Origin of the sequence: Aerosticca soli (assembly GCF_003967035.1) — a bacterium.
Taxonomy (GTDB): Bacteria; Pseudomonadota; Gammaproteobacteria; order Xanthomonadales; family Rhodanobacteraceae; genus Aerosticca; species Aerosticca soli.
This window is the reverse complement of the sequence record NZ_AP018560.1, coordinates 2,131,331-2,156,836: the sequence shown is the minus strand read 5'-3', so window position 1 is coordinate 2,156,836 and position 25,506 is coordinate 2,131,331. Positions and strand designations below refer to the sequence as shown.

The 25,506-nt window shown below is 63.8% G+C and carries 34 protein-coding genes; all 34 read left to right on the top strand.

Going from position 1 to position 25,506, the window contains the following annotated elements; all coding sequences use genetic code 11:
* The first annotated feature begins 15 nt into the window (after positions 1-15).
* Positions 16-4,224 carry a DNA-directed RNA polymerase subunit beta' gene (gene rpoC, locus ALSL_RS10160; protein WP_126538831.1) on the top strand — a complete coding sequence of 1,403 codons (4,209 nt, stop codon included), beginning with the start codon at positions 16-18 and terminating at the stop codon, positions 4,222-4,224.
* A gap of 159 nt (positions 4,225-4,383) precedes the next feature.
* Positions 4,384-4,758 (top strand): 30S ribosomal protein S12, encoded by a 375-nt coding sequence (rpsL, locus tag ALSL_RS10155; protein WP_126538829.1) that lies wholly within the window; start codon positions 4,384-4,386, stop codon positions 4,756-4,758.
* A gap of 84 nt (positions 4,759-4,842) precedes the next feature.
* Positions 4,843-5,310 (top strand): 30S ribosomal protein S7, encoded by a 468-nt coding sequence (rpsG, locus tag ALSL_RS10150; protein ID WP_126538827.1) that lies wholly within the window; start codon positions 4,843-4,845, stop codon positions 5,308-5,310.
* A 134-nt stretch (positions 5,311-5,444) separates the two neighbouring features.
* Entirely contained in the window at positions 5,445-7,562 is a 2,118-nt protein-coding gene (fusA, locus tag ALSL_RS10145; protein WP_126538825.1) for an elongation factor G, read from the top strand.
* Between the two features lie 157 nt (positions 7,563-7,719).
* Complete coding sequence (tuf, locus tag ALSL_RS10140; protein WP_126538823.1) at positions 7,720-8,910, top strand: elongation factor Tu; 1,191 nt, start codon at positions 7,720-7,722, stop codon at positions 8,908-8,910.
* 308 nt (positions 8,911-9,218) lie between these two features.
* Positions 9,219-9,530: a 30S ribosomal protein S10 gene (gene rpsJ, locus ALSL_RS10135; RefSeq protein WP_014402136.1), complete on the top strand. Its 312-nt coding sequence runs from the start codon at positions 9,219-9,221 to the stop codon at positions 9,528-9,530.
* Positions 9,531-9,550: 20 nt separating this feature from the next.
* Positions 9,551-10,192 carry a 50S ribosomal protein L3 gene (gene rplC, locus ALSL_RS10130; protein WP_126538821.1) on the top strand — a complete coding sequence of 214 codons (642 nt, stop codon included), beginning with the start codon at positions 9,551-9,553 and terminating at the stop codon, positions 10,190-10,192.
* 11 nt (positions 10,193-10,203) lie between these two features.
* A complete protein-coding gene (gene rplD, locus ALSL_RS10125) occupies positions 10,204-10,815 on the top strand; it encodes a 50S ribosomal protein L4 (RefSeq protein WP_126538819.1) in 612 nt (203 codons plus the stop codon).
* Complete coding sequence (gene rplW / locus ALSL_RS10120) at positions 10,812-11,105, top strand: 50S ribosomal protein L23 (protein ID WP_126538817.1); 294 nt, start codon at positions 10,812-10,814, stop codon at positions 11,103-11,105. The genes rplD and rplW overlap by 4 nt, the downstream gene beginning before the upstream one ends.
* Positions 11,106-11,125: 20 nt before the next feature.
* Positions 11,126-11,947 carry a 50S ribosomal protein L2 gene (gene rplB / locus ALSL_RS10115; protein ID WP_126538815.1) on the top strand — a complete coding sequence of 274 codons (822 nt, stop codon included), beginning with the start codon at positions 11,126-11,128 and terminating at the stop codon, positions 11,945-11,947.
* A 12-nt stretch (positions 11,948-11,959) separates the two neighbouring features.
* On the top strand, positions 11,960-12,232 hold the full coding sequence (gene rpsS / locus ALSL_RS10110) for a 30S ribosomal protein S19 (RefSeq protein WP_126538813.1): 273 nt from the start codon (positions 11,960-11,962) through the stop codon (positions 12,230-12,232).
* A gap of 1 nt (position 12,233) precedes the next feature.
* Entirely contained in the window at positions 12,234-12,569 is a 336-nt protein-coding gene (rplV, locus tag ALSL_RS10105) for a 50S ribosomal protein L22 (RefSeq protein ID WP_126538811.1), read from the top strand.
* Between the two features lie 17 nt (positions 12,570-12,586).
* Complete coding sequence (gene rpsC / locus ALSL_RS10100) at positions 12,587-13,333, top strand: 30S ribosomal protein S3 (RefSeq protein ID WP_126538809.1); 747 nt, start codon at positions 12,587-12,589, stop codon at positions 13,331-13,333.
* A gap of 12 nt (positions 13,334-13,345) precedes the next feature.
* Positions 13,346-13,759, top strand: a complete 414-nt coding sequence (gene rplP / locus ALSL_RS10095; RefSeq protein WP_126538807.1) for a 50S ribosomal protein L16 — start codon at positions 13,346-13,348, stop codon at positions 13,757-13,759.
* 1 nt (position 13,760) lies between these two features.
* Entirely contained in the window at positions 13,761-13,946 is a 186-nt protein-coding gene (rpmC, locus tag ALSL_RS10090; protein ID WP_126538805.1) for a 50S ribosomal protein L29, read from the top strand.
* 12 nt (positions 13,947-13,958) lie between these two features.
* Positions 13,959-14,219 (top strand): 30S ribosomal protein S17, encoded by a 261-nt coding sequence (gene rpsQ / locus ALSL_RS10085; protein WP_126538803.1) that lies wholly within the window; start codon positions 13,959-13,961, stop codon positions 14,217-14,219.
* Between the two features lie 14 nt (positions 14,220-14,233).
* On the top strand, positions 14,234-14,602 hold the full coding sequence (gene rplN, locus ALSL_RS10080) for a 50S ribosomal protein L14 (protein WP_126538801.1): 369 nt from the start codon (positions 14,234-14,236) through the stop codon (positions 14,600-14,602).
* 18 nt (positions 14,603-14,620) lie between these two features.
* Positions 14,621-14,935 (top strand): 50S ribosomal protein L24, encoded by a 315-nt coding sequence (gene rplX / locus ALSL_RS10075; RefSeq protein WP_126538799.1) that lies wholly within the window; start codon positions 14,621-14,623, stop codon positions 14,933-14,935.
* A 10-nt stretch (positions 14,936-14,945) separates the two neighbouring features.
* On the top strand, positions 14,946-15,485 hold the full coding sequence (rplE, locus tag ALSL_RS10070; protein WP_126538797.1) for a 50S ribosomal protein L5: 540 nt from the start codon (positions 14,946-14,948) through the stop codon (positions 15,483-15,485).
* A gap of 70 nt (positions 15,486-15,555) precedes the next feature.
* Positions 15,556-15,861, top strand: a complete 306-nt coding sequence (gene rpsN, locus ALSL_RS10065; RefSeq protein ID WP_126538795.1) for a 30S ribosomal protein S14 — start codon at positions 15,556-15,558, stop codon at positions 15,859-15,861.
* A 141-nt stretch (positions 15,862-16,002) separates the two neighbouring features.
* Positions 16,003-16,398 carry a 30S ribosomal protein S8 gene (rpsH, locus tag ALSL_RS10060; RefSeq protein ID WP_126538793.1) on the top strand — a complete coding sequence of 132 codons (396 nt, stop codon included), beginning with the start codon at positions 16,003-16,005 and terminating at the stop codon, positions 16,396-16,398.
* 10 nt (positions 16,399-16,408) lie between these two features.
* Entirely contained in the window at positions 16,409-16,936 is a 528-nt protein-coding gene (gene rplF / locus ALSL_RS10055; protein ID WP_126538791.1) for a 50S ribosomal protein L6, read from the top strand.
* A gap of 112 nt (positions 16,937-17,048) precedes the next feature.
* Complete coding sequence (rplR, locus tag ALSL_RS10050) at positions 17,049-17,399, top strand: 50S ribosomal protein L18 (RefSeq protein ID WP_126538789.1); 351 nt, start codon at positions 17,049-17,051, stop codon at positions 17,397-17,399.
* Between the two features lie 140 nt (positions 17,400-17,539).
* On the top strand, positions 17,540-18,049 hold the full coding sequence (rpsE, locus tag ALSL_RS10045) for a 30S ribosomal protein S5 (RefSeq protein ID WP_126538787.1): 510 nt from the start codon (positions 17,540-17,542) through the stop codon (positions 18,047-18,049).
* Positions 18,042-18,230, top strand: coding sequence for a 50S ribosomal protein L30 (gene rpmD, locus ALSL_RS10040; protein ID WP_126538785.1), 189 nt, complete (start codon positions 18,042-18,044; stop codon positions 18,228-18,230). Before rpsE ends, rpmD begins: the two co-directional genes overlap by 8 nt.
* Before the next feature lie 60 nt (positions 18,231-18,290).
* On the top strand, positions 18,291-18,728 hold the full coding sequence (gene rplO / locus ALSL_RS10035; protein WP_269433113.1) for a 50S ribosomal protein L15: 438 nt from the start codon (positions 18,291-18,293) through the stop codon (positions 18,726-18,728).
* A 4-nt stretch (positions 18,729-18,732) separates the two neighbouring features.
* Positions 18,733-20,061: a preprotein translocase subunit SecY gene (gene secY, locus ALSL_RS10030; RefSeq protein ID WP_425479014.1), complete on the top strand. Its 1,329-nt coding sequence runs from the start codon at positions 18,733-18,735 to the stop codon at positions 20,059-20,061.
* 114 nt (positions 20,062-20,175) lie between these two features.
* Positions 20,176-20,532: a 30S ribosomal protein S13 gene (gene rpsM, locus ALSL_RS10025; protein ID WP_126538782.1), complete on the top strand. Its 357-nt coding sequence runs from the start codon at positions 20,176-20,178 to the stop codon at positions 20,530-20,532.
* Positions 20,533-20,621: 89 nt separating this feature from the next.
* Positions 20,622-21,008, top strand: a complete 387-nt coding sequence (gene rpsK, locus ALSL_RS10020) for a 30S ribosomal protein S11 (RefSeq protein WP_126540205.1) — start codon at positions 20,622-20,624, stop codon at positions 21,006-21,008.
* 76 nt (positions 21,009-21,084) lie between these two features.
* Positions 21,085-21,711, top strand: a complete 627-nt coding sequence (rpsD, locus tag ALSL_RS10015) for a 30S ribosomal protein S4 (protein WP_126538780.1) — start codon at positions 21,085-21,087, stop codon at positions 21,709-21,711.
* A gap of 17 nt (positions 21,712-21,728) precedes the next feature.
* Complete coding sequence (locus tag ALSL_RS10010) at positions 21,729-22,727, top strand: DNA-directed RNA polymerase subunit alpha (RefSeq protein WP_126538778.1); 999 nt, start codon at positions 21,729-21,731, stop codon at positions 22,725-22,727.
* A gap of 297 nt (positions 22,728-23,024) precedes the next feature.
* Positions 23,025-23,408 (top strand): 50S ribosomal protein L17, encoded by a 384-nt coding sequence (rplQ, locus tag ALSL_RS10005; RefSeq protein ID WP_126538776.1) that lies wholly within the window; start codon positions 23,025-23,027, stop codon positions 23,406-23,408.
* A gap of 180 nt (positions 23,409-23,588) precedes the next feature.
* Positions 23,589-24,122 carry a disulfide bond formation protein B gene (locus tag ALSL_RS10000; protein WP_126538774.1) on the top strand — a complete coding sequence of 178 codons (534 nt, stop codon included), beginning with the start codon at positions 23,589-23,591 and terminating at the stop codon, positions 24,120-24,122.
* Entirely contained in the window at positions 24,119-25,489 is a 1,371-nt protein-coding gene (locus ALSL_RS09995) for a class II 3-deoxy-7-phosphoheptulonate synthase (protein WP_126538772.1), read from the top strand. Before ALSL_RS10000 ends, ALSL_RS09995 begins: the two co-directional genes overlap by 4 nt.
* Positions 25,490-25,506 lie beyond the last annotated feature (17 nt).

Here is a 25,506-nt window from a genome sequence, read left to right as displayed (position 1 = left end):
TCTTCGGAGACATCCATGAAAGACTTGCTCAATCTCTTCAACCAGCAGCGCACCACGCCCGAGTTCGATTCGATCCGCATCGCGCTGGCTTCGCCGGAGCTGATCCGCTCCTGGTCGTATGGCGAGGTCAAGAAGCCGGAGACGATCAACTACCGCACCTTCAAGCCCGAGCGCGACGGCCTGTTCTGCGCGGCCATTTTCGGTCCGATCAAGGACTACGAGTGCCTGTGCGGCAAGTACAAGCGCATGAAGCACCGCGGCGTGGTCTGCGAGAAATGCGGCACCGAGGTGACTCTGGCCAAGGTGCGCCGCGAGCGCATGGGGCACATCGAGCTCGCCAGCCCGGTCGCGCACATCTGGTTCTTGAAGTCGCTGCCCTCGCGCATCGGCCTCATGCTCGACATGACCCTGCGCGACATCGAGCGCATCCTCTATTTCGAGGCCTTCGTGGTCATCGACCCGGGTTTGACCCCGCTCGAGCGCGGCCAGCTGCTCAGTGAGGATCAGTACCTGGAGGCGGTGGAAGAACACGGCGACGAGTTCGACGCGCGCATGGGCGCCGAGGCCGTCTACGAGCTGCTCAAGAGCCTGGATCTGCAGGGCGAACTGGTGCGGCTCAAGGAGGAGATCGCCTCGACCAATTCGGAAACCAAGCTCAAGCGACTGACCAAGCGCGCCAAGCTGATCGAGGCCTTCGTGGAATCGGGCAACAAGCCCGAGTGGATGGTGATGACCGTGCTGCCGGTGCTGCCGCCGGACCTGCGTCCGCTGGTGCCGCTCGACGGCGGGCGTTTCGCCACGTCCGACCTCAACGACCTTTATCGTCGCGTCATCAACCGCAACAACCGCCTGAAGCGGCTGCTCGAGCTCAACGCGCCCGACATCATCGTGCGCAACGAGAAGCGCATGCTGCAGGAGGCGGTGGACGCACTGCTCGACAACGGTCGCCGCGGCCGCGCCATCACCGGTACCAACAAGCGTGCGCTGAAGTCGCTTGCCGACATGATCAAGGGCAAGCAGGGGCGGTTCCGCCAGAACCTGCTCGGCAAGCGCGTGGATTATTCCGGCCGTTCGGTGATCGTGGTCGGCCCGACCCTGCGTCTGCACCAGTGCGGCCTGCCCAAGAAGATGGCGCTCGAGCTGTTCAAGCCGTTCATCTTCGCCAAGCTGCAGGCGCGCGGCGACGCGCCCACCATCAAGGCGGCCAAGAAGCTCGTCGAGCGTGAGGAGCCGATGGTGTGGGACATCCTCGAGGAGGTGATCCGCGAGCATCCGGTGCTGCTCAACCGTGCGCCGACCCTGCATCGCCTCGGCATCCAGGCGTTCGAGCCCAAGCTGATCGAGGGCAAGGCGATCCAGCTGCATCCGCTGGTCTGCACCGCCTTCAACGCCGACTTCGATGGCGACCAGATGGCCGTGCACGTGCCGCTGTCGATCGAGGCGCAGCTCGAGGCGCGCGCGCTGATGATGGCGACCAACAACATCCTGTCGCCGGCCAACGGCGAGCCGATCATCGTGCCGACCCAGGACGTGGTGCTCGGGCTCTACTACATGACCCGCGAACTGGTGAACGCCCGCGGTACCGGCATGGCGTTCTCGAGCGTCAGCGAGGTGCGTCGCGCCTATGACAACCGTGTGGTCGACCTGCATGCGCGGATCAAGGTGCGCATGCCCCGGCGCGAAGCCTCGGGCCATGCGGAACAGCCGGTTACCACGCTGGTCGAGACCACGGTCGGGCGCGCGCTGCTGCTCGAGATCATGCCCGAAGGACTGCCCTTCGAGCTGGCCAACACCGAGCTCACCAAGAAGGCCATCTCGCGGCTGATCAACGCCTGCTACCGGCGCCTGGGCCTCAAGGACACCGTGATCTTCGCCGACCAGCTGATGTACACCGGCTTCCGCTTCGCCACCCGCGCAGGCATCTCGATCGGCATCGACGACATGGTCATCCCGGCCGAGAAGAAGGCGATCATCGAAGAGGCCGAGAAGGAGGTCGTGGAGATCCAGGAGCAGTACCAGTCGGGCCTGGTCACCGCCGGCGAACGCTACAACAAGGTGGTCGACATCTGGTCGCGCACCAATGAACTGGTCGCCAAGGCGATGATCGACGGCATCGGCACCGAGAAGGTCGTCGACGCCAATGGCAAGACCGTGGTGCAGAAGTCGATGAATTCGCTGTTCATCATGGCCGACTCAGGTGCGCGCGGCTCGGTGGCGCAGATCCGCCAGCTCGCCGGCATGCGCGGCCTGATGGCGCGTCCGGACGGCTCCATCATCGAGACGCCGATCAAGGCCAACTTCCGCGAGGGCCTCAACGTCCTGCAGTACTTCAACTCCACCCACGGCGCGCGCAAGGGTCTGGCCGACACCGCCCTCAAGACGGCCAATTCGGGTTATCTGACCCGGCGTCTGGTCGACGTCGCCCAGGACGTGGTGATCACCTCGACCGACTGCGGCACCGAAGCTGGCCTCACCATGCAGCCCATCGTCGAGGGCGGCGATGTGGTCGAGCCGCTGCGCGAGCGCGTGCTCGGCCGGGTGGCCGCCGAGGACGTCTATGCGCCGGGCAACGACGATGAGCCCATCGTCACCCGCAACACCTTGCTGGACGAGGTGCTGGTCGAGCGTCTCGACCAGGCCGGCGTGCAAGCGATCAAGGTGCGTTCGCCGATCACCTGCGAGGCGCATCACGGCGTTTGCGCGCTGTGCTACGGACGCGATCTTGCCCGCGGCCATCTGGTCAACATGGGCGAGGCCGTGGGCGTGGTCGCCGCGCAGTCGATCGGCGAGCCGGGCACGCAGCTGACCATGCGCACCTTCCACATCGGCGGTGCGGCGTCGCGTGCCGCGGCCGTGGACAACGTGACGGTGAAAACCACCGGCACGCTCAAGTTCAACAACCTGAAGACCGTGCAGCATGCCCAGGGCCATCTGGTCGCGGTGTCGCGTTCGGGCGAGGTGTCGGTGATCGACGCCCACGGTCGCGAGCGCGAGCGCTACAAGGTGCCCTACGGCGCGACCATCACGGTCAAGGATGGCGAGCCGGTCAAGGCCGGACAGACCATCGCCAATTGGGATCCGCATACCCATCCGATCGTCTCGGAAGTGGCCGGCACGGTGCGTTTCATCGACTTCATCGACGGCGTCACCGTGCAGAGCCAGACCGACGAGTTGACCGGTCTGGAATCGGCGGTGGTCACCGATCCCAAGCGCCGCGGCACGGCGGCCAAGGATCTGCGTCCGATCGTGCGGCTGGAGGACGAGAAGGGTCGCGAGCTCAAGCTGCCTGGCACCGACGTGCCGGCGCAGTATTTCCTGCCGGCCGGTGCCATCGTGTCGATCCAGAGCGGCGCCAAGGTCGGCGTCGGCGACGTGGTCGCGCGCATCCCGCAGGAAACCTCCAAGACCCGCGACATTACCGGTGGTCTGCCGCGCGTGGCCGACCTGTTCGAGGCGCGCAAGCCCAAAGAGCCGGCGATCCTGGCCGAGCGTTCCGGCGTGGTCAGTTTCGGCAAGGACACCAAGGGCAAGCAGCGCCTGATCATCAAGGACGTCGACGGCAACGAGCATGAGGAGCTGATCCCGAAGTGGCGTCAGGTCATCGTGTTCGAGGGCGAGCACGTGGAGAAGGGCGAAACCGTGGTCGACGGCGAGCCCAATCCGCACGACATCCTGCGTCTCTTGGGCGTCGAGCCGCTGGCAGCCTATCTGGTCAAGGAGATCCAGGACGTCTACCGGCTGCAGGGCGTCAAGATCAACGACAAGCACATCGAGGCGATCATTCGCCAGATGCTGCGCAAGGTCGAGATCACCGATCCGGGCGACAGCAACTACCTGCGCGGTGAACAGGTCGAGCGCGTACGCATCAACGAGGAAAACGAGCGTGCCATCGCCCGTGGCGAGCGTCCGGCGGAGTACCAGTCGGTCCTGCTCGGTATCACCAAGGCGTCGCTGGCCACCGAGTCGTTCATTTCGGCGGCCTCGTTCCAGGAGACCACCCGTGTGCTGACCGAGGCGGCGGTCCGGGGGACACGGGACACCTTGCGCGGCCTCAAGGAAAACGTTATTGTCGGCCGTCTCATTCCGGCCGGCACCGGCTTGGCCTACCATGCGCAGCGTCGCCGTCAGGGCGGCCTGACCGCATCGGAGATCGAGACCCTGTCCGGGACGTCTTCCGCGGTGACCTTCGCGGAGTCCGCAGCCGAAGGCGGCGAGCAGGAGTAATCCCGTTCGTTCGTTGCCGATGCAGCCGCGAGGTGCCGAATGGCGCCTCGCGGCGTCGAGGCCGATCGCCCTTGTCAAGGGTGGTTCGGTCGTGTTAAATTCCCGCTTCTGTGCAGGCCGGTCGACCGGCCTGCTCTTCGTTATCCAGGATACGTACGCATGACGACAGTCAATCAGCTGGTGCGTAAGGCGCGCAGCCCCAAGAGCTACAAGAGTGCCTCGCCTGCCCTGCAGGGCAGTCCGCAGCGCCGCGGCGTATGCACGCGCGTGTATACGACGACCCCGAAAAAGCCCAATTCGGCCCTGCGCAAGGTGGCCAAGGTGCGCCTGACGAACGGCTACGAGGTCATCAGCTACATCGGCGGTGAGGGGCACAACCTGCAGGAGCATTCGGTGGTGCTGATCCGCGGCGGCCGCGTCAAGGATCTTCCCGGCGTGCGCTATCACACGGTGCGCGGAAGCCTGGATTGCGCCGGTGTGGCCAAGCGCCGTCAGGGTCGATCCAAGTACGGCGCCAAGCGTCCGAAGTCCTGATTGAGTCGGCGCACGTTTCATCAACACATGCGGCCTTGCATGGCTGCGCTCTGCAGATAGCACGCAAATACACAGGTATTTTTCATGTCGCGCAAAGGCTCCCATCCCGCCCGTACCGTGCTGCCCGATCCCAAGCATGGCAGCCAGCTGATTGCCCGCTTCATCAACATGGTGATGAAGAGCGGTAAGAAGTCCGTCGCCGAAGGCATCGTGTATGGCGCGCTCGATCATCTGGGCGAAAAGCATGCCGAGCCCGTGGCGCTGGTCGAGAAGGCGCTCGGCAATGTGGCGCCGGCCGTCGAGGTGAAGTCCCGCCGCGTGGGCGGTGCCACCTATCAAGTGCCGGTCGAGGTGCGTCCCGGTCGCCGCATGGCGCTGGCCATGCGCTGGGTGATCGAGGCTGCGCGCAAGCGTGGCGAGACCTCGATGCCGCGCAAGCTGGCCGCCGAGCTGGTCGAGGCTGCGGAAAACCGTGGTGGTGCGATCAAGAAGCGCGAGGAAACCCATCGCATGGCCGAGGCCAACAAGGCCTTCTCGCACTACCGCTGGTAAGGCTCTTTAGGCCTTGATCGAATGCCGCGCCCTGGAGGCGTGGCATTCCCCATGCCGGCATCGCGCCGGCTTTTCATCGGCGGCCATAGCGGCCGCTTTGAGTTAGGGCCTCCGGCCCGCAACGGACGATATTCATGGCACGCACCACCCCCATCGAGCGCTACCGCAACTTCGGCATCATGGCCCACATCGATGCCGGCAAGACCACGACCACCGAGCGCATCCTGTTCTACACCGGCGTCAGCCACAAGATCGGCGAAGTGCACGACGGCGCGGCGACGATGGACTGGATGGAGCAGGAGCAGGAGCGCGGCATCACCATCACCTCCGCGGCCACCACGGCCTTCTGGAAGGGCATGGACCGCTCCCTGCCCGAGCATCGCTTCAACATCATCGACACGCCAGGGCACGTGGACTTCACTATCGAGGTGGAGCGCAGCCTGCGCGTGCTCGACGGCGCGGTGTTCGTGCTGTGCGCCGTGGGCGGCGTGCAGCCGCAATCCGAGACGGTGTGGCGCCAGGCCAACAAATACAACGTGCCGCGGCTTGCCTTCGTCAATAAGATGGACCGCACCGGCGCCAATTTCTACAAGGTGGTCGACCAGCTCAAGGCCCGTCTGGGTGCCCATCCGGTGCCCATGCAGGTGCCGATCGGCGCCGAGGATGCCTTCGAGGGGGTCGTCGACCTGCTCAAGATGAAGGCCATCTATTGGGACGCCGAATCCCAGGGCATGAAGTTCGAGTATCGGGACATTCCGGCTCATCTCGTCGACAAGGCCAACGAAGCCCGCAGCTTCATGGTCGAATCGGCCGCCGAGGCGACCGAAGAGCTCATGAACAAGTATCTCGAGGGAGGCGAGCTCAGCGAGGCGGAGGTCATTGCCGGCCTGCGCCAGCGGACGCTCTCCAGCGAGATCATCCCGGTCTACTGCGGCAGCGCCTTCAAGAACAAGGGCGTGCAGGCCATGCTGGATGCGGTGATCACCCTGCTGCCTTCGCCGGTCGATCGGCCGCCGGTCTCCGGTGTCGATGAAAACGGCTATGAGGCCACGCGTCCGGCCGACGACAATGCGCCGTTCTCGGCGTTGGCGTTCAAGATCATGACCGATCCATTCGTCGGTTCGCTGACGTTCTTCCGCGTCTATTCCGGCGTGTTGAGCGCGGGCGACCAGGTCTACAACCCGGTGAAGTCGAAGAAGGAGCGCATCGGCCGTCTGCTGCAGATGCATGCCAACGAGCGCCATGAGATCAAGGAAGTCCGCGCCGGCGACATCGGCGCCGCCGTCGGTCTCAAGGACGTGACGACGGGCGACACGCTGTGCGATCCGAGTCACGTGATCACGCTCGAGCGGATGACCTTCCCTGAGCCCGTCATCTCCATGGCCGTCGAACCCAAGACCAAGTCCGACCAGGAGAAGATGGGTGTCGCCCTGAGCCGTCTGGCGGCCGAGGACCCCTCCTTCCGAGTGCGTACGGATGAGGAGTCCGGGCAGACCATCATCTCGGGCATGGGCGAGCTGCACCTGGATATCATCGTGGACCGCATGCGACGCGAGTTCGGTGTCGAGGCCAATGTCGGCAAGCCGCAGGTGGCCTATCGCGAGACCATCCGCAAGAGCGGTGTTAAGTCCGAGTACAAACATGTCAAGCAGTCCGGCGGCAAGGGCCAGTATGGCCACGTGGTGATCGAGCTCTCGCCCATGACCGAGGAGGATCGGAAGCATCCGGATGTCAAGGATGATTTCCTGTTCATCAACGAGATCACGGGCGGCGTGATCCCCAAGGAATTCATTCCCTCGATCGAGAAAGGACTGCGCGAGACGATCACCAGCGGACCGCTGGCCGGCTTCCCGGTGGTGAACGTCAAGGTCAAGCTGGTGTTCGGCTCCTACCATGACGTCGACTCTTCGGAAATGGCCTTCAAGATCGCCGCTTCCATGGCCTTCAAGGAGGGCTTCCGTAAGGCCGATCCGGTCCTGCTCGAGCCGATCATGAAGGTCGAGGTGGTGACTCCGGAGGAATACGTCGGCGACGTGATGGGCGATCTCAGCCGCCGGCGCGGGCTTCTGCAGGGTCAGGACGACACGCCCTCGGGCAAGACGATCAATGCGATGGTGCCGCTCGGTGAAATGTTCGGCTATGCCACGACCATCCGTTCGCTGACCCAGGGGCGCGCCACCTTCACCATGGAATTCGACCATTACGCGGAAGCGCCGTCGAACGTCGCCGAGCAGGTCATCAAGAAGGCTTGACGGGTGCGATCAATCGCCGATCGCGAGGGCAGGCGCAAAAAGCGGCCATCCGTGCCGCACTCTTGAAAGCGAGCAGTGCGGTCGAAGGGCCGCGCGATATCGACACGACGCGGCCGATGCCGCACTGACGAACAGTTCTATCCAGAGGTTTCAAGTCATGGCAAAGGGAAAATTCGAACGCACCAAGCCGCACGTGAACGTGGGGACGATTGGTCACGTGGATCACGGCAAGACGACGCTGACGGCGGCGCTGACGAAGATCGGCGCGGAGCGTTTTGGCGGCGAGTTCAAGGCATATGACCAGATTGATGCGGCGCCGGAAGAGAAGGCGCGCGGCATCACGATTTCGACGGCGCACGTGGAGTACGAGTCGCCGAAGCGTCATTACGCGCACGTGGACTGCCCTGGGCACGCGGATTATGTGAAGAACATGATCACGGGTGCGGCGCAGATGGATGGTGCGATCCTGGTGGTGAGCGCGGCGGACGGTCCGATGCCGCAGACGCGCGAGCACATTCTGCTGGCGCGTCAGGTGGGCGTGCCGTACATCGTGGTGTTCCTGAACAAGGTCGACATGGTGGACGACGCCGAGCTGCTCGAGCTGGTGGAGATGGAGGTGCGCGAGCTGCTCAGCAAGTACGACTTCCCTGGCGACGACGTGCCGATCATCAAGGGTTCGGCGCTGAAGGCCTTGGAGGGTGACCAGAGCGAGATCGGCGTGCCCTCGATCATCAAGCTGGTGGATGCGCTGGACGAGTACATTCCCGAGCCCAAGCGCGACATCGACAAGCCGTTCCTGATGCCGGTGGAGGACGTGTTCTCGATCTCCGGCCGCGGCACGGTGGTGACCGGTCGCGTGGAGCGGGGCATCGTCAAGGTGGGCGACGAGATCGAGATCGTCGGGCTGCGTCCGACGATGAAGACCACGGTGACGGGCGTGGAGATGTTCCGCAAGCTCCTGGATCAGGGTCAGGCCGGCGACAACGTGGGACTGCTGCTGCGCGGTACCAAGCGCGACGAGGTGGAGCGTGGACAGGTGCTGGCCAAGCCGGGCACGATCACGCCGCACACCGACTTCGAGGCCGAGGTGTACGTGCTGAGCAAGGAGGAGGGTGGTCGTCACACGCCGTTCTTCAAGGGCTACCGGCCGCAGTTCTACTTCCGCACCACGGACGTGACCGGTGCGGTGCAGCTGCCGGAGGGCGTGGAGATGGTGATGCCGGGCGACAACGTGAAGATGGTGGTGTCGCTGATCGCGCCGATCGCCATGGACGAGGGCCTGCGCTTCGCCATCCGCGAGGGTGGCCGTACCGTCGGCGCCGGTGTCGTCGCCAAGATCCTCAAGTAAAAAAGATGTCGTAAAAGGCTTGCTCCGTTCGTCGGAGCAAGCTATACTTTTAAAGCTCGATACCGCCCAAGTGGTATCGCAGCTACCGCGAAATGAGGCGCAGGAAGCTCCTCGAGTTCGCAGCCCATGGTTCGGGCTTGTTGGGTAAGGCAGAGCCTTCCCGGCACTCAGATACGCAGGCGGGCCGATGACAGTCGGCCTGCCTCGTCTTTTACCGGGCGGTAGTTGGGTGGTGTGTATCCATAGCGGCGGCGAGACGCTGCCTTGCCTAGTGAACATCCGTTCTTTCGATAACAGGACACGGTTTTATGGCGAACCAGAAGATTCGCATTCGGCTCAAGGCCTTCGATCATCGCCTGATCGACCGTTCGGCCAGCGAGATCGTCGAGACGGCCAAGCGCACCGGCGCTACCGTGCTCGGGCCCATTCCGCTGCCGACCAAGATCGAGCGATACACCATCCTGGTGTCGCCGCATGTCGACAAGGATGCGCGCGATCAGTACGAAACCCGCACCCACAAGCGCGTGCTGGACATCGTCGATCCGAATGACAAAACCGTGGACGCGCTCATGAAGCTCGATCTTGCCGCCGGCGTCGACGTGCAGATCAAGCTCGGTTGAGCAGTGACAGGAACCAAGACATGAGCATCGGACTGGTAGGCCGCAAGTGCGGCATGAGCCGCGTCTTCACCGACGACGGCCGCGCGATCCCGGTGACGCTGATCGAGGCGACACCCAACCGCGTCACCCAGGTGAAGACCGACGAGACCGACGGTTACAGCGCCATCCAGGTCACCGCCGGCGTCAAGCGGGCGAGCCTGTTGACGAATCCGCTGAAGGGTCACTACGCCAAGGCCAAGGTCGAGCCGGGTCGTGGCCTGTGGGAGTTCCGTGTCGCCGCCGACGAGGCGGGCAAGTACGCGCCGGGTGCCGAAATCAAGGCTGAGGATCTGTTCAAGGTCGGCCAGATCGTCGATGTGGCCGGCGTTTCCAAGGGCAAGGGTTTCCAGGGCACCATCAAGCGGCACCACTTCACCATGGGTGATGCCACTCACGGCAATTCGCTGTCGCATCGTGCGCCGGGTTCGATTGGTCAGCGCCAGACGCCTGGCCGTGTGTTTCCGGGCAAGCGGATGGCAGGTCACATGGGCGCGGTCAATCGCACCCAGCAGGGGCTCGAGGTGGTCCGTGTGGATGCCGAGCGGCATGTGATCGCCGTCAAGGGCGCCGTTCCTGGCGCCACGGGTGGCGATGTCGTGATCCGGCCGACGACCAAGGGTTGAGGAGAGAGGCCATGCAATTGCAAGTCATCGGTGCGCCTTCCGCATCCTCGGTCGAGGTCTCCGACCTCGTCTTCGGTAGCGAGTTCCGGCAGGCGCTGGTCCATCAGGTCGTCGTGGCCTACCAGGCCGCGGGGCGTGCGGGCACCAAGGCGCAGCTGTCGCGCGGCGAGATGTCCGGCACCACCAAGAAATTCAAGAAGCAGAAGGGCGGCGGTGCACGCCACGGCGATTACCGTGCGCCGATCTTCGTCGGTGGCGGCGTCACCTTCGCGGCCAAGCCACGCAGTTTTGCGCAGAAGGTCAATCGCAAGGCCTATCGCGCGGCCATCCGTTCGATCCTGGCCGAACTCAATCGCCAGGGGCGGCTCAAGGTCGTCGAGAATTTTGGCATCGAGGCGCCCAAGACCAAGGCCATGGTGGCCAAGCTCAAGGAGCTCGAGGTCGCGGGACGTGTGCTGTTGGTGTCCGAGGATGCCTCCGAGGCGCTCTATCTGGCGGCGCGCAACATCCCCTATCTCCACGTGCTCGATGTCATGGCGCTCAACCCGGTGAATCTGGTGGGTGCCGATCATGTGGTGCTGACGGTCGAGGCGGTCAAGAAGATCGAGGAGTGGTTGGCATGAGCAACGAACGCATCTTCAGCGCCTTGCGTGCGCCCTACATTTCGGAAAAGTCGGCGCGGCTCGCCGAGCACAACCAGTACGTTTTCGTCGTGACGCCCGAGGCGACCAAGGCGGATATCCGCGCCGCCGTCGAGCAGCTGTTCGACGTCAAGGTCGAGGGTGTCAACCTCGTCAACGTCAAGGGTAAGGTCAAGTCCTTCCGTTTCCGCCCGGGTAGCCGCCAGGGCAAGCGCAAGGCTTATGTCCGCCTTGCCGAAGGCCAGACCATCGATGTCGCGGCCAAGGCCTAAAGCCGGGAGTTGAATTCGAGATGGCACTGATCACGCACAAGCCGACCTCCGCAGGACGCCGCGATGCGGTGAGCGTGCGCACCGAGGGGCTGCACAAGGGCGCGCCGCATGCGGCGCTGACCGAGCCGCAGGCCAAGACGGGTGGCCGCAATCACTTTGGTCGCATCACCACGCGTCATCGTGGTGGCGGTCACAAGCAGCACTACCGCATCATCGATTTCAAGCGCGACAAGGAAGGCATCGCCGCCCGCGTCGAGCGTCTGGAATACGACCCGAACCGCACCGCGCACATCGCGCTGCTGTGCTACGCCGACGGCGAGCGCCGCTACATCATCGCGCCTGCTGGCGTGGCGGTGGGCGACCGGCTGGTTTCCGGCCGCGACGCGCCGATCAAGCCGGGCAACAGCCTGCCCCTGCGCAACATTCCGGTCGGCTCCACGGTGCATTGCGTGGAGATGCGTCCGGGCAAGGGTGCGCAGCTGGCGCGCTCGGCGGGCGCTTCGGTGCAGCTCATCGCGCGTGAGTCCGGCTATGCGACCTTGCGTCTGCGTTCCGGCGAAATGCGCAAGGTGCCGGTCGATTGCCGCGCCACCATCGGTGAGGTCGGCAACAGCGAGCACAACCTCAAGAAGCTCGGCAAGGCCGGCGCCAAGCGTTGGCTCGGCATCCGTCCCACCGTGCGCGGCGTGGCGATGAATCCGGTCGACCATCCGCACGGCGGTGGCGAGGGCAAGACCTCCGGCGGCCGTCATCCGGTCAGCCCGTGGGGTACGCCGACCAAGGGTTACAAGACCCGCAACAACAAGCGCACGCAGCAGTTCATCGTGCGCCGTCGCAAGTAACAGGAAGCCGTCATGCCGCGTTCTCTGAAGAAAGGTCCCTTCGTCGACCTGCACCTCATGAAGAAGGTGGAAACCGCGGTTTCCACCCACAACAAGCGCCCGATCAAGACCTGGTCGCGTCGTTCGATGATCCTGCCCGAAATGGTGGGCCTCACCATCGCCATCCACAACGGGCGTCAGCACGTGCCGGTGCTGGTCAACGAGAACATGGTCGGGCACAAGCTCGGCGAGTTTGCGGTGACCCGTACCTTCAAGGGCCACGGTGGCGACAAGAAGGGCAAATGAGATGAGTACCGAAGCCAAAGCGATTCTGCGCGGCGCCCGTATCTCGGCGCAAAAAGCCCGCCTCGTGGCCGATCTCGTGCGCGGCATGCCTGTCGCGCGCGCCAGCGATGTGCTGGCTTTCACCAACAAGAAGGCCGCGCATCTGGTCCGCAAGGTCCTGCTGTCGGCGGTTGCCAATGCCGAGAACAACCTCGGCGCGGACGTCGACGAACTCAAGGTGTCGCGGATCTTCGTGGACGAGGGCCCGGCGATGAAGCGCATGTATGCGCGGGCCAAGGGGCGCGGTTCGCGCATCCTGAAGCGCACCAGTCACATCACTGTCGTCGTTGGCGAATGATTTGAGGATCTAGAACGATGGGTCATAAAGTTCATCCCACCGGTATCCGCCTCGGCATCGCCAAGGATTGGAATTCCAAGTGGTTCGCCAACAAGGGCGAATACGCGCAATACCTGGCGGCCGACCTCAAGGTGCGCGACATGCTGCGCCGAAAACTGGCGGCAGCCGGCATCTCCAAGATCCAGATCGAGCGTCCGGCCAAGACGGCAAGGGTTACCATCCACACCGCCCGTCCGGGCGTGGTGATCGGCAAGAAGGGCGAGGACATCGAGAAGCTGCGCAAGGAGGTCTCCGACCTGATGGGCGTGCCGGCGCACATCAACGTCAACGAGGTGCGCAAGCCCGAACTCGACGCCCAGCTGGTCGCCGAATCGATCGCGCAGCAGCTCGAGCGCCGCATCATGTTCCGGCGCGCGATGAAGCGTGCCGTGGGCAACGCCATGCGGCTGGGCGCGCTCGGCGTCAAGGTCAATGTTTCCGGCCGTTTGAACGGCGCGGAAATCGCGCGCTCCGAGTGGAGCCGCGAAGGCCGTGTGCCGCTGCACACCCTGCGTGCCGACATCGACTACGGCTTTGCCGAAGCGCACACGACTTACGGTGTGATCGGCGTCAAGGTGTGGATCTACAAGGGCGAGATCTTCGACCTGGCCCAGGCTGGCCAGGAGAAGGAAGAGCAGCCGTCACCTTCGCGCCGCGATGGTGGCGAGGGTCGGCGCGAGGTGCGGCGTGACGGCGAGGGCCGTCGCGAGCGCGCTGCGAAGTAAGGGAGTGTTGCCATGTTGCAACCCAAGCGAACCAAGTTCCGCAAGCAATTCAAGGGCCGTAACGACGGCCTGGCGTTCAGTGCCAACCAGGTCAGCTTCGGCGAATACGGCCTGAAGGCCACGACCCATGGGCAGTTGACCGCCCGCCAGATCGAGGCCGCGCGTCGGTGCATCACCCGCTTCGTCAAGCGCGGCGGCAAGCTGTGGATCCGCGTCTTTCCGGACAAGCCGATCACCAAGAAGCCCATCGAGGTCCGCATGGGCGCCGGCAAGGGCAACGTGGAGTTCTGGGTCGCCCCGGTCCAGCCCGGCCGCATGCTCTATGAAATCGAGGGCGTCGATGAGACCACGGCACGCGAGGCGTTCCGCCTGGCCGCCGCAAAGCTCTCCGTCCAGACCCAATTCGTAACGCGCGCGGTGATGTGACATGGCCATCAACGATCTCATTTCCAAGTCGGCCGAGGAGCTCAAGCAGCACATCCTCGAGTTGCGCCGCGAGCAGTTCAATCTGCGCATGCAGAAGGGCAGCGGTCAGCTCACCCAGCCGCATCAGCTGCGCCGCGTGCGGCGCGACATCGCCCGCGCGAAATTCGTGCTTGGCGGCAAGAAGTAAGGAGCGGCCGACATGAGCGACAACAACAAGACCGCGCGTACCCTCGAGGGGCGCGTCATCAGCAACAAGATGCACAAGACGGTGACGGTGCTGATCGAGCGCCAGGCCCAGCACCCGCTGATCGGCAAGATCGTCCGCCGTTCGACCAAGCTGCATGCCCAGGACGACCTGGGCGCGAACGAGGGTGATCTGGTCCGCATCGCCGAGTGCCGTCCGCTCTCCAAGACCAAGCATCACCGCGTGGTCGAAATCGTCTCGCGCGCTGACGCCTAACGGAGACTGCAGACATGATCCAGATGCAGAGCACGCTTGCCGCGGCGGACAACAGCGGCGCGAAGGAACTGATGTGCATCAAGGTGCTTGGCGGCTCCAAGCGCCGCTATGCGGCCATCGGCGATGTGATCAAGGTGACCGTCAAGGACGCCATCCCGCGCGGCAAGGTCAAGAAGGGCGAGGTGTACAACGCCGTCGTCGTGCGGACCGCCAAGGGCGTGCGTCGTCCGGACGGATCGTTGATCCGTTTCGACGGCAATGCCGCGGTGCTCCTCAACAACAAGCTCGAGCCGATCGGCACGCGCATCTTCGGGCCGGTGACGCGCGAGCTGCGCGGCGAGAAGTTCATGAAGATCGTCTCGCTTGCGCCCGAAGTACTTTGATGCAGAGGCCTTGAAGCCATGAACCGTATCCGCAAAGGCGACCATGTCATCGTGATCGCCGGCAAGAACAAAGGTCAGCGCGGCGACGTGCTGCGCGTGGAGGGCGATCGCGTGGTCGTCGCCAATGTCAACCTCGTCAAGCGGCACACCAAACCCAATCCGCAGGCCAACCAGCCGGGCGGCATTGTGGAACGCGAAGCCTCGATCCATATCTCCAACGTACAGCTGTTCAATCCCGCCACGGGCAAGGGTGAACGCGTAGGAACCAAGACGCTCTCGGACGAGCGCAAGGTGCGCGTTTTCCGTTCCACGGGCGAAGTGGTGGACGCGTAAGGAACCGGTCATGACGCGCCTTGAAAAGATCTACAAAGAACAAGTAGTGCCGAAGCTCACTGAGCGCTTCGGCTACAAGAACGTGATGCAGGTACCGCGCATCACCAAGATTACGCTGAACATGGGCGTAGGCGAGGCAGCGAGCAACAAGAAGGTGCTCGAGAATGCCATGGCCGACATGGCCAAGATCGCCGGTCAGAAGCCCGTGGCAACCAAGGCGCGGGTCTCGGTGGCCTCCTTCAAAATCCGCGACGGCTGGCCGATCGGCTGCAAGGTCACCCTGCGCCGTGCGCGCATGTGGGAGTTCCTCGATCGCCTGATCAACGTCTCCCTGCCCCGCGTGCGCGACTTCCGCGGCGTTTCCGGCCGGGCGTTCGACGGCCGTGGCAATTTCAATTTCGGCATCAAGGAACAGATCATCTTTCCGGAGATCGATTTCGATGCGATCGATGCCTTGCGTGGCATGGACATCGCCATCACCACGACCGCCGGCACCGATGAAGAGGCCAAGGCATTGCTGGAAGCCTTCAACTTCCCCTTCCGCAATTGAAACCTTGCATTGCGTGATCGGAAAAACCGGCCAGCCATGGCCGGACTTTTTCAAAGAGAGCATTTAATCCATGGCCAAGACATCGATGATCAACCGCAACCTCAAGCGGGCCCGGTTGGCAAAGAAATACGCCGCCAAGCGCGAGGCGCTCAAGGCGATCGTACTGAGCCCCACGGCCTCGTACGAGGAGAAGATGGACGCCCAGGGCAAGCTGCAGAAGCTGCCCCGTGATGCCAGCCCGATCCGCGTGCGCAATCGTTGCGAGCTTTCCGGCCGTCCGCGCGGCGTCTACAGGAAGTTCGGCCTCGGCCGCAACAAACTGCGCGAGGCCACCATGCGCGGGGATGTTCCCGGTCTGCGCAAGGCCAGCTGGTAAATCCCCAGGCAGGCTTCGTTTCCTGCTTGGGCGGATGATGCTATAGTCGTCCGTCTGTCAGGGCAATGGCCGTTTCGACGGCTTCAAAACACAATTGATCTCCGGCTCGTCGGATATCGGTGCACGCTTGAAGGACTTTTCATGAGCATGACTGATCCCATCGCCGACATGTTTACCCGCATCCGCAACGCCCAGTTGATGGGCAAGCAGAGCGTAAGCATGCCGTCGTCCAAACTGAAGTTGGCCATTGCCAACCTCCTCAAGAACGAGGGCTACATTCTCGACGCCAAGGCCATCGACCAAGATGGCAAACCGCTGCTCGAGATCAGGCTCAAGTATTTCGAAGGTCGTCCGGCCATCGAGCGCATCAGCCGCGTTTCCCGCTCCGGGTTGCGCGTCTATCGCGGCAAGGATGAGCTGCCCAAGGTGCTGGGCGGCATGGGCATTTCGATCATTTCGACTTCAGCCGGTCTGCTGACCGATGCCCAGGCACGCGCCCGGGGTATCGGCGGTGAAGTGATCGGTCAGGTGGCGTAAGGAGTTTCGTATGTCCCGCGTTGCTAAGAAACCGATTCCGCTGCCCAAGGGTGTGGAGCTGACCGTGGCCGAGAACGGCATCACGGTCAAGGGGCCTAAGGGTTCCCTGAGCATGCCGGCGCTGCCGGATGTGTCCGTGCGCATCGAAAATGGTCAGGTCCTCGTCACTCCTGCCGATGAAGCCGACGACAAGTTTGCCGGCACTGCCCGTGCTTTGCTCGCCAATCTGATCAAGGGCGTCTCCGAAGGATATGAGCGCAAGCTCGAGCTGGTGGGCGTCGGCTACCGTGCATCCATGGCCGGAAAGGCGCTCAACCTCAGTCTCGGGTTTTCCCATCCGGTGGTGTTCGAGGCGCCCAACGGCATCACCCTGGAAACCCCGTCGCAGACTGAGATCCTGATCAAGGGTACCGACAAGCAGCGCGTGGGCGAAGTGGCGGCCAAGATCCGCAGTTTCCGTCCGCCGGAGCCTTACAAAGGCAAGGGCGTCCGCTATGCCGGTGAGAAGATCACCCTCAAGGAAGCCAAGAAGGCGTAAATGAGTTAGTACGCTCTCCCTGCGTGTGGAAAGCGGCCAGCCATGGCCGCACTCCTCAAAAGAGCAGGGTAGTCCACTCATACAAGCCGATCCGCTTTCGAGGAATACGATGATGAACAAGAAAGAAGCCCGTCTGCGTCGCGCGAAGTCCACGCGTGCGCACATCCAGCGACTTGCCGTGCCGCGACTGTCGGTGCACCGCAGTGGGCAGCACATCTATGCGCAGGTTTTCGATCCTGCGGGCAAGGTGCTGGCTGCCGCCTCCACGCTGCAGAGGTCGGTCGCCGAGGGCCTGCAGGGCACCAAGAATCTGGCTGCGGCGGCCGCCGTGGGCCGCGTCGTGGCCGAGCGGGCCCGCGCCGCGGGTGTCGAGTCGGTGGCGTTCGACCGCTCCGGTTTTCGCTACCACGGTCGCATCAAGGCGCTGGCCGATGCCGCCCGCGAAGCCGGCCTGAAGTTCTGATGATGTAAGAAGGGTAGGTGGCAGGGCGATCTTTGCCTGTCTGCCGCGCCCGGTGTTCTCCCTCAAGCGCATAGACAACTCCAAGCGGCTGCGGCCGTAAGCAACGACCCGGATGTTCCGGGCATACGGAAAAGCACAACATGTCTTCCAGCGATCGCGAAAATTCCGACGGCCTGCTCGAAAAGCTGATTGCCGTCAACCGCGTGGCCAAGACCGTCAAGGGTGGCCGCCAGATGAGTTTCACCGCGCTGACCGTGGTCGGCGACGGCGAGGGCAAGGTGGGCTTCGGCTATGGCAAGGCACGCGAAGTGCCGGTGGCCATCTCCAAGGCCATGGACCGCGCACGTCGCAACATGGTTTCGATCGATCTCAACAACGGCACCCTGTGGTACGCGATCAAGGCTAACCACGGTGCCGCCCGTGTCTACATGCAGCCGGCGGCCGAGGGTACCGGCGTGATCGCCGGCGGCGCCATGCGCGCGGTGCTCGAAGTGGTCGGTGTCAAGAACGTGCTGGCCAAGGCGGTCGGCTCGCGCAACCCGATCAATCTGGTGCGCGCCACCATCAAGGGGCTGCAGGCGATCGCCTCGCCCAAGCGCATTGCCGCCAAGCGCGGCAAGACCGTCGAAGAGGTGCTCGGCAATGGCTGACAACGCAAAAACCATCAAGGTGCGTCTGGTGAAGGGCTTGCGCGGCGTGCAGGCGCGCCATCGTCTGAGCGTGAAGGCACTCGGTCTCAACAAAACCAACGATGTCCGTGAGCTCAAGGACAGCCCCCAGGTGCGCGGCCTGATCCAAACGGTCTCCTACCTGGTGCAGGTCGTCGATTGAATCGAACAATCCGGCCACGGACGGTCAGGGTTTTCAGGCGGGAAGCCTGACTAGAGGATCATCATCATGCGTCTGAATGACATCAAGCCGGCCGAGGGATCGCGCAAGTCGCGTCTGCGCGTCGGTCGCGGTATCGGCTCTGGGCTCGGCAAGACGGCCGGCCGTGGCCACAAGGGTCAACATGCGCGCGCGGGCGGCAGCCACACGCTCGGCTTCGAGGGCGGCCAGATGCCGCTGCAGCGTCGTTTGCCCAAGGTCGGTTTCCGCTCCATGAAGAAGGCGGAAAGCCAGCAGGTGTTCCTTTACCAGCTGGCCAAGCTGAAGGATGAGGTGATCGACGTGGTGGCGCTGCACAAGGCGGGCCTCATCGACGGGCGTGCGCGTCGGGTGAAGGTCGTTGCCAAGGGCGAAATCAACCGGCCGGTCAAGCTTTCGGGCGTGCTGGCCACCGCGGGTGCCAAGGCGGCGATCGAGGCTGCCGGCGGCAGCGTGGAGTGATCGCATAGTGGCTGCAGCCAAGAGCAATGCGCTCGGCTCGCTGGGCAAGCTGACCGAGCTGCGGCAACGCATCTTTTTCGTCATCGGTGCGCTGATCGTCTTTCGTCTCGGTTCGTTCATCCCGGTGCCGGGCGTAAACCCCGAAGCCATGACCCGCCTCATCGAACAGGGTGGCGGGCTGCTCAACATGTTCAACATGTTTTCGGGCGGCTCCTTGTCGCGCTTCTCGGTGTTCGCACTTGGCGTGGTGCCCTACATCTCCGCCTCCATTGTGGTGCAGATGATGGGTTCGGTGGTGCCGAGCTGGCAGAACCTGCGCAAGGAAGGCGAGGCCGGCCGGCGCAAGATGACCATGTACACGCGCTTCGGCACGGTGGCGCTGGCGGCATTCCAGGCTTTCGGCATCGCCATGGCCCTGCAGAAGCAGGTGGCGCAGGGCGGTGCGCCGGTGGTCTATACGCCGGGCACGGGTTTCGTGCTTTCCGCCGTCGTGGGTCTGACGGCGGGCACCATGTTCCTCATGTGGCTGGGCGAGCAGATCACCGAGCGCGGGATTGGCAACGGCATTTCCCTGCTCATCTTTGCCGGCATCGTGGCGGGCCTGCCCCGCGCCCTGGCGCAGACCTTGAGCATGACGAGCAACGGCGAACTTTCCGTGCTGCGGCTCATCGTCGTCGTCGCGGTGATTCTGGCGGTGACCGCCTTCGTGGTCATGATGGAGCGCGCGCAGCGGCGGATCACGGTGAACTACGCGCGACGCAGCGGCGGGCAGCGGGCCTACATGAACCAGACCTCGCACCTGCCGCTCAAGATCAACATGGCCGGCGTGATTCCGCCCATCTTCGCCTCCAGCCTGCTGATGTTCCCGGCGACGGCGGCGAGCTGGTTCGGCGCCGGCCACCAGGCACGCTGGCTGCAGGAGTTGACCCAGGCTCTGACGCCGGGCGAGCCTCTGTACGACATCGTGTTCGCGGTGCTGGTGATTACCTTCGCCTTTTTCTATACGGCGATCGTTTTCAATGCGCAGGAAACGGCCGACAACCTGAAGCGTTCGGGTGCGCTGATTCCGGGCATTCGTCCGGGCAAGGCCACGGCGGAGTACATCGACAGCGTCATGACCCGGTTGACGGGCGTGGGTGCGCTCTACCTGGTGCTGGTCTGCCTGGTGCCGTCGTTCATGCAGAAGTTCTGGCACGTACCCTTTTATTTCGGCGGCACGTCGTTGCTCATCGTCGTGGTCGTCGTGATGGATTTCACCGCTCAAGTGCAGGCGCATCTGGTCAGTCACCAGTATGAAAGCCTGCTCAAGAAAGCCAACCTGCGCCGCAACTGATCCGGTTGTGGCGGACCGTAGCTCCCGGCCCCAGGGCCGGAGGCTTCCATCAGTGCACAGTTGTCGTTATAATTGCGCGTTTGATCGCGCTCGAAACATTGGAGAAAGAGCATCATGGCGCGTATCGCAGGTGTCAATCTGCCGGCCCACAAGCACACTTGGGTCGCCCTGCAGAGCATCTATGGCATTGGCCGCAGCCGGTCCCGCAAAGTCTGTGCGGACGCCGGCGTGGATCCCACCAAGCCCGTCCGCTCGCTGAGCGAGGGTGAAGTGGAGAAGCTGCGTGCCGAGATCGGCAAGTACGTGGTCGAGGGCGATCTTAGGCGCGAGGTGGGTATGGCCATCAAGCGTCTGATGGACCTGGGTTGCTACCGCGGTCTGCGGCATCGTCGCGGTCTGCCGGTCCGCGGTCAGCGTACGCGCACCAATGCGCGCACCCGCAAGGGCCCGCGTCGCGCGATCAAGAAGTAGTCCGCGTTTGCTGGTGCGATCTCCTGATCGCGTGAAGATCGAAAAGGCGGCCGCCCGTGCCGCGTCCATTGGAAAAGAGCCTTCAAATCATGGCCAAGCCGGTTAAAACGAAGAAGAAGACCAAGCGCGTCGTCACGGATGCCGTGGCGCACGTGCAGGCCTCCTTCAACAACACCATCGTGACCATCACCGATCGCCAGGGCAACGCCTTGTCCTGGGCGACGGCGGGTGGCGCGGGTTTCCGCGGTTCGCGCAAGTCCACGCCTTTTGCCGCCCAGGTGGCCGCCGAAAAGGCGGGGCGTGCGGCCGGTGACTACGGCGTCAAGACGCTCGAGGTGCGGATCAAGGGTCCGGGGCCTGGGCGCGAGTCCGCCGTTCGCTCGTTGAATGCGCTGGGCTACAAGGTGATGAACATCATCGACGTCACGCCCATTCCGCACAACGGCTGCCGTCCGCCGAAGAAGCGCCGGGTCTGATTCTGTCGGCCGCATCGGCCGCCTTCGAGACAAAACCGGTCATGCATGACCGGCCTTTTCAAGAGAGAAATTGCTCATGGCACGTTATCGTGGAGCCACCTGCAAGCTGGCGCGGCGCGAAGGCGCCGACCTTGGATTGAAAAGCCCGGCGCGTGCGCTGGACTCCAAGTGCAAGCTGGAGAACAAGCCCGGACAGCATGGCGCCAACAAGCGCATGCGCATGTCCGACTATGCCGTCCAGCTGCGCGAGAAGCAGAAGGTCAAGCGCATCTACGGCGTACTCGAGCGCCAGTTCAGCAATTACTACGCCAAGGCTTCCACCCTCAAGGGCAACACCGGCGAGAACCTGCTGCGTCTGCTGGAAAGCCGGCTCGACAACGTCGTGTACCGCATGGGTTTCGCGGTCACACGCGCCCAGGCGCGTCAGCTGGTGAGTCACAAGGCCGTGCTGGTCAATGGCAAGAAGGTCAACATCCCCTCCTACCAGGTCAAGCCCGGTGACGAGGTGGCCTTGACCGAGCGTGCCCGCAGCCAGCTGCGGGTGCAGGAAGCCGCCAGCGTTTTCGACACCATGGATCTGCGCCCCGGCTGGGTCGAAGTGGACACCAAGAAGTTCACCGGTACCTTCAAGTCGGCGCCGGATCGCAGCGATCTGCCCTCGGACATCAACGAAGCGCTGATCGTCGAGCTTTATTCGAAGTAATTCATCCGGAGCCTTGCATGGCAGTTACGTCAACGAGCGTGCTGCGGCCACGCGGCCTCAGCATCGAGCAGCTCGGACCAAATCGCGCAAAGGTCGTCGTCGAGCCCTTGGAGCGCGGTTTCGGGCATACCCTGGGCAACGCGCTGCGTCGCGTGCTGCTCTCCTCGATTCCCGGCAGTGCCATCGTCGAAGTGGAAATCGATGGCGTGCTGCACGAATACACCACCCTCGAGGGCCTGCAGGAGGACATCATCGAAGTCCTGCTCAACCTCAAGGATGTGGCCATTCGCCAGCATAGCGGCGACGAGGTGATCCTGACCCTGTCCAAGAAGGGCAAGGGTGTCGTCACCGCCGGCGACATCGCCGTCGATCACTCGGTCGAGATCGTCAACCCCGATCACGTGATCTGCCACCTCACCAAGGACATCACCCTCAACATGCGCCTCAAGGTGCGTCGCGGGGTGGGTTACCAGCCGGCCAGCGCCAGGCAGCATCCGGACGACGAGACGCGGCCGATCGGTCGCCTGCAGCTCGATGCGTCCTTCGCGCCGGTGTTGCGGGTCGCTTACGAGGTCGATGCGGCGCGCGTCGAACAGCGTACCAACCTGGACAAGCTGGTGCTCGACATCGAGACCAACGGTACCATCGGCGCCGAAGATGCGGTGCGCAAGGCCGCCGAGATCCTCAACGACCAGTTGTCGGTGTTCGGCGACTTCAGCCGTCGCGAGGGTGCTGCGGACAAGAGCGAGAAGGGCGGTTTCGATCCATTGCTGCTGCGTCCGATCGACGATCTCGAGCTCACCGTGCGTTCGGCCAATTGCCTCAAGGCCGAAAGCATCTACTACATCGGCGATCTGGTGCAAAAGACCGAGGTCGAGCTGCTCAAGACACCGAATCTCGGCAAGAAGTCGCTCACCGAGATCAAGGACGTCTTGGGTTCGCGCGGTCTCTCCTTGGGCATGAAGCTGGAGAACTGGCCGCCACCGGGTCTCTCGCACGGCATGCAGCTGGGTTGAGCCACGGCTGCGATCTTTTTGATCGCTGTTTGTCGCTAAAGCTCGACCGAGGTGCGCGTATCGCTTAGGTCGAAAGCGGCCATCCACGGCCGATGTGATTGTTTTGCGATCGATCCTTAAGATCGCCGAGAAAGCCGGCGAGCGTCGGGTTTCGACGTTCCGCCGATTGCGTAAGCGGCCATCCATCGCCGCATGCTTAAAAAAGCCTTTTTCACAAGGCTCAGATAGCGGGTAACCGCGGGAAGCCGGACACAGGCGCCGGATTCTCATAACAACAGACCAGTCGAGAGTATTGCCATGCGCCACATGAAATCCGGACGCAAGCTCAACCGGACCAGCAGCCATCGCGAAGCCATGTTCAAGAACATGGTCGCATCGCTGATCAAGCACGAGCTGATCCGCACCACCCTGCCCAAGGCGAAGGAACTTCGCCGCGTCGCCGAGCCGCTGATCACCTTGGCCAAGACCGACGGCGTCGCCAACCGTCGCCTCGCCTTTGCGCGCCTGCGCGACAAGCAGGCGGTCGGCAAGCTGTTCGTCGAGCTCGGGCCGCGCTACCGCGAGCGTCCCGGCGGTTATCTGCGTATCCTCAAGTGCGGCTTCCGCCCGGGCGACAATGCGCCGATGGCCTATGTCGAGCTGGTCGACCGGCCGCGTGCCGCATCTGCCGAGGCCGAATAAGTCTTGGCGCAGGCAACAAAACCCCGGCCGGGCGACCTGCCGGGGTTTTTGTTTTTTGGTGTGGGGCCTTGATCCATCGCGGAAGGGGCATGTCCCCGTTTGGAAGTCCAAACGCCGAGGCTGGCTGACAGCATGCCTGCGAGCGGGTAATGTCGGCGCTCCGCAACGCAGCACGAAGCCATGAATCCTCTTCGTTGGTCGTTCCGTGTCAGCTACCTCGCCGGTTTCGCGGTCTGCCTGGCACTGTTGGGCTTTGCGCTTTATACCGAACGCGCCTGGGGGCTGATCCCCTGTCCCTTGTGCATCTTCCAGCGCATCGCCTTCATCGTGATGGCATTGGGTTTCCTGCTGGGCGCGTTGCATGCGCCCCGCGCTGGCGGGCGTTGGGTCTACGCCGGTGGCGTGTTGCTGGGGGCGTTGGGTGGCGTTGCGGTAGCCGCGCGGCACCTGTGGATCCAATCGCTGCCGGCCGACCAGGTGCCCTCGTGCGGGCCGCCGCTGGACTACATGTTCAGCGCCTTCCCCTTGTCCAAGGTCCTGCGCATGGTCTTCAACGGATCGGGGGAATGCGCCAAGGTCGAGAAGGTGCTCGGCCTGCCGATGCCGGCGTGGACGCTGCTGTGGTACGTGCTGCTCGCCGCGTGGGCAGTCCGCGCCGCATGGCAGGTGCGTATGACACGCTCGCCCTCATCTCTTCCGGATACCAAGCCATGAACGTCGCCTCCATGCCTTTCCACGAAGCCGATGGCTGGCTGCCGGACTCCTGGCAGCGGCGCACGGCACTGCAGCAGCCGCATTACGAGGATCCGGCCGAGCTGGCCCGCGTGCTCGACGAGCTGGCCAGACTGCCGCCACTGGTGACCTCATGGGAGGTGCTTGCGCTCAAGCGGGCATTGGCCGAGGCGCAGGAGGGCAAGCGCTTCCTCTTGCAGGGCGGCGATTGCGCGGAAAGTTTCGCCGACTGCACCAGCCCGATCATCTCCAATCGGCTCAAGGTGCTGTTGCAGATGAGCCTGGTCCTGGTGCATGGCCTCAAGCAGCCGGTGCTGCGCGTCGGCCGTTTCGCCGGTCAATACGCCAAGCCGCGCTCGGCCGACACCGAGACGCGCGAGGGCGTGACCTTGCCGAGTTTTCGCGGCGACATCGTCAACGGACCGGCATTCACCGCGGCGGCACGGCGCGCCGATCCGCAGCGGCTGCTGCAGGCGCATGCGCATTCGGCGCTGACGATGAACTTCGTGCGGGCGCTGATCGACGGCGGCTTTGCCGATCTGCACCACCCCGAATACTGGGATCTGGCCTGGGTGGAACACGCGCCGCTCGCCGCCGAGTACCGGCGCATGGTGGCGGCGATCGGCGATTCGCTGCGCTTCATGGAAACCCTCGCCGGGCCGGTCGCCGGCTTCTCGCGGGTGGATTTCTTCACTTCCCACGAAGCGCTGGTACTGCACTACGAACAGGCGCTGACCCGGCAGGTGCCGCGCCATCCCGGCTGGTTCAATCTGTCCACGCATTTCCCCTGGATCGGCATGCGCACGGCGGCGCTCGATGGCGCGCACGTGGAATATTTCCGTGGCATCCGCAACCCGATCGCGGTCAAGGTCGGCCCGTCGGTGACGCCGGACGCGCTGCTGGCGCTGATCGACGTGCTCGATCCGGAGAACGAGCCTGGCCGGCTTACCCTGATCCATCGCATGGGCCATGCGCAGATCGCCGCCAAGCTGCCGCCCCTGCTCGATGCGGTGAAGCGCGCCGGCCGGCGCGTGCTGTGGGTCGCCGATCCGATGCACGGCAATACCGAGAGCACGTCCAACGGCTACAAGACGCGTCGCTTCGACAACATCCGCGGTGAGCTGGACCAGGCTTTCGACATCCACGCCGCCGCCGGCACCCGCCTGGGCGGCGTGCATCTGGAGCTGACCGGCGAGAACGTCACCGAATGCCTGGGCGGTGCGCGCGACCTCTCCGAGGCCGATCTCGAGCGCGCGTACAAGTCCGCCGTCGACCCGCGGCTCAATTACGAGCAATCGCTGGAGCTCGCCATGCTGATCGTGCGTAAGTCGGCGGCGACACTCGGCTGAGTCCTGCCTGGCCAGGC

Coding starts and splice junctions, on each gene's coding strand:
- rpoC (WP_126538831.1), top strand. CDS start 16: ATGAAAGACTTGCTCAATCTCTTCAACCAGCAGCGCACCACGCCCGAG.
- rpsL (WP_126538829.1), top strand. CDS start 4,384: ATGACGACAGTCAATCAGCTGGTGCGTAAGGCGCGCAGCCCCAAGAGC.
- rpsG (WP_126538827.1), top strand. CDS start 4,843: ATGTCGCGCAAAGGCTCCCATCCCGCCCGTACCGTGCTGCCCGATCCC.
- fusA (WP_126538825.1), top strand. CDS start 5,445: ATGGCACGCACCACCCCCATCGAGCGCTACCGCAACTTCGGCATCATG.
- tuf (WP_126538823.1), top strand. CDS start 7,720: ATGGCAAAGGGAAAATTCGAACGCACCAAGCCGCACGTGAACGTGGGG.
- rpsJ (WP_014402136.1), top strand. CDS start 9,219: ATGGCGAACCAGAAGATTCGCATTCGGCTCAAGGCCTTCGATCATCGC.
- rplC (WP_126538821.1), top strand. CDS start 9,551: ATGAGCATCGGACTGGTAGGCCGCAAGTGCGGCATGAGCCGCGTCTTC.
- rplD (WP_126538819.1), top strand. CDS start 10,204: ATGCAATTGCAAGTCATCGGTGCGCCTTCCGCATCCTCGGTCGAGGTC.
- rplW (WP_126538817.1), top strand. CDS start 10,812: ATGAGCAACGAACGCATCTTCAGCGCCTTGCGTGCGCCCTACATTTCG.
- rplB (WP_126538815.1), top strand. CDS start 11,126: ATGGCACTGATCACGCACAAGCCGACCTCCGCAGGACGCCGCGATGCG.
- rpsS (WP_126538813.1), top strand. CDS start 11,960: ATGCCGCGTTCTCTGAAGAAAGGTCCCTTCGTCGACCTGCACCTCATG.
- rplV (WP_126538811.1), top strand. CDS start 12,234: ATGAGTACCGAAGCCAAAGCGATTCTGCGCGGCGCCCGTATCTCGGCG.
- rpsC (WP_126538809.1), top strand. CDS start 12,587: ATGGGTCATAAAGTTCATCCCACCGGTATCCGCCTCGGCATCGCCAAG.
- rplP (WP_126538807.1), top strand. CDS start 13,346: ATGTTGCAACCCAAGCGAACCAAGTTCCGCAAGCAATTCAAGGGCCGT.
- rpmC (WP_126538805.1), top strand. CDS start 13,761: ATGGCCATCAACGATCTCATTTCCAAGTCGGCCGAGGAGCTCAAGCAG.
- rpsQ (WP_126538803.1), top strand. CDS start 13,959: ATGAGCGACAACAACAAGACCGCGCGTACCCTCGAGGGGCGCGTCATC.
- rplN (WP_126538801.1), top strand. CDS start 14,234: ATGATCCAGATGCAGAGCACGCTTGCCGCGGCGGACAACAGCGGCGCG.
- rplX (WP_126538799.1), top strand. CDS start 14,621: ATGAACCGTATCCGCAAAGGCGACCATGTCATCGTGATCGCCGGCAAG.
- rplE (WP_126538797.1), top strand. CDS start 14,946: ATGACGCGCCTTGAAAAGATCTACAAAGAACAAGTAGTGCCGAAGCTC.
- rpsN (WP_126538795.1), top strand. CDS start 15,556: ATGGCCAAGACATCGATGATCAACCGCAACCTCAAGCGGGCCCGGTTG.
- rpsH (WP_126538793.1), top strand. CDS start 16,003: ATGAGCATGACTGATCCCATCGCCGACATGTTTACCCGCATCCGCAAC.
- rplF (WP_126538791.1), top strand. CDS start 16,409: ATGTCCCGCGTTGCTAAGAAACCGATTCCGCTGCCCAAGGGTGTGGAG.
- rplR (WP_126538789.1), top strand. CDS start 17,049: ATGAACAAGAAAGAAGCCCGTCTGCGTCGCGCGAAGTCCACGCGTGCG.
- rpsE (WP_126538787.1), top strand. CDS start 17,540: ATGTCTTCCAGCGATCGCGAAAATTCCGACGGCCTGCTCGAAAAGCTG.
- rpmD (WP_126538785.1), top strand. CDS start 18,042: ATGGCTGACAACGCAAAAACCATCAAGGTGCGTCTGGTGAAGGGCTTG.
- rpsM (WP_126538782.1), top strand. CDS start 20,176: ATGGCGCGTATCGCAGGTGTCAATCTGCCGGCCCACAAGCACACTTGG.
- rpsK (WP_126540205.1), top strand. CDS start 20,622: ATGGCCAAGCCGGTTAAAACGAAGAAGAAGACCAAGCGCGTCGTCACG.
- rpsD (WP_126538780.1), top strand. CDS start 21,085: ATGGCACGTTATCGTGGAGCCACCTGCAAGCTGGCGCGGCGCGAAGGC.
- ALSL_RS10010 (WP_126538778.1), top strand. CDS start 21,729: ATGGCAGTTACGTCAACGAGCGTGCTGCGGCCACGCGGCCTCAGCATC.
- rplQ (WP_126538776.1), top strand. CDS start 23,025: ATGCGCCACATGAAATCCGGACGCAAGCTCAACCGGACCAGCAGCCAT.
- ALSL_RS10000 (WP_126538774.1), top strand. CDS start 23,589: ATGAATCCTCTTCGTTGGTCGTTCCGTGTCAGCTACCTCGCCGGTTTC.
- ALSL_RS09995 (WP_126538772.1), top strand. CDS start 24,119: ATGAACGTCGCCTCCATGCCTTTCCACGAAGCCGATGGCTGGCTGCCG.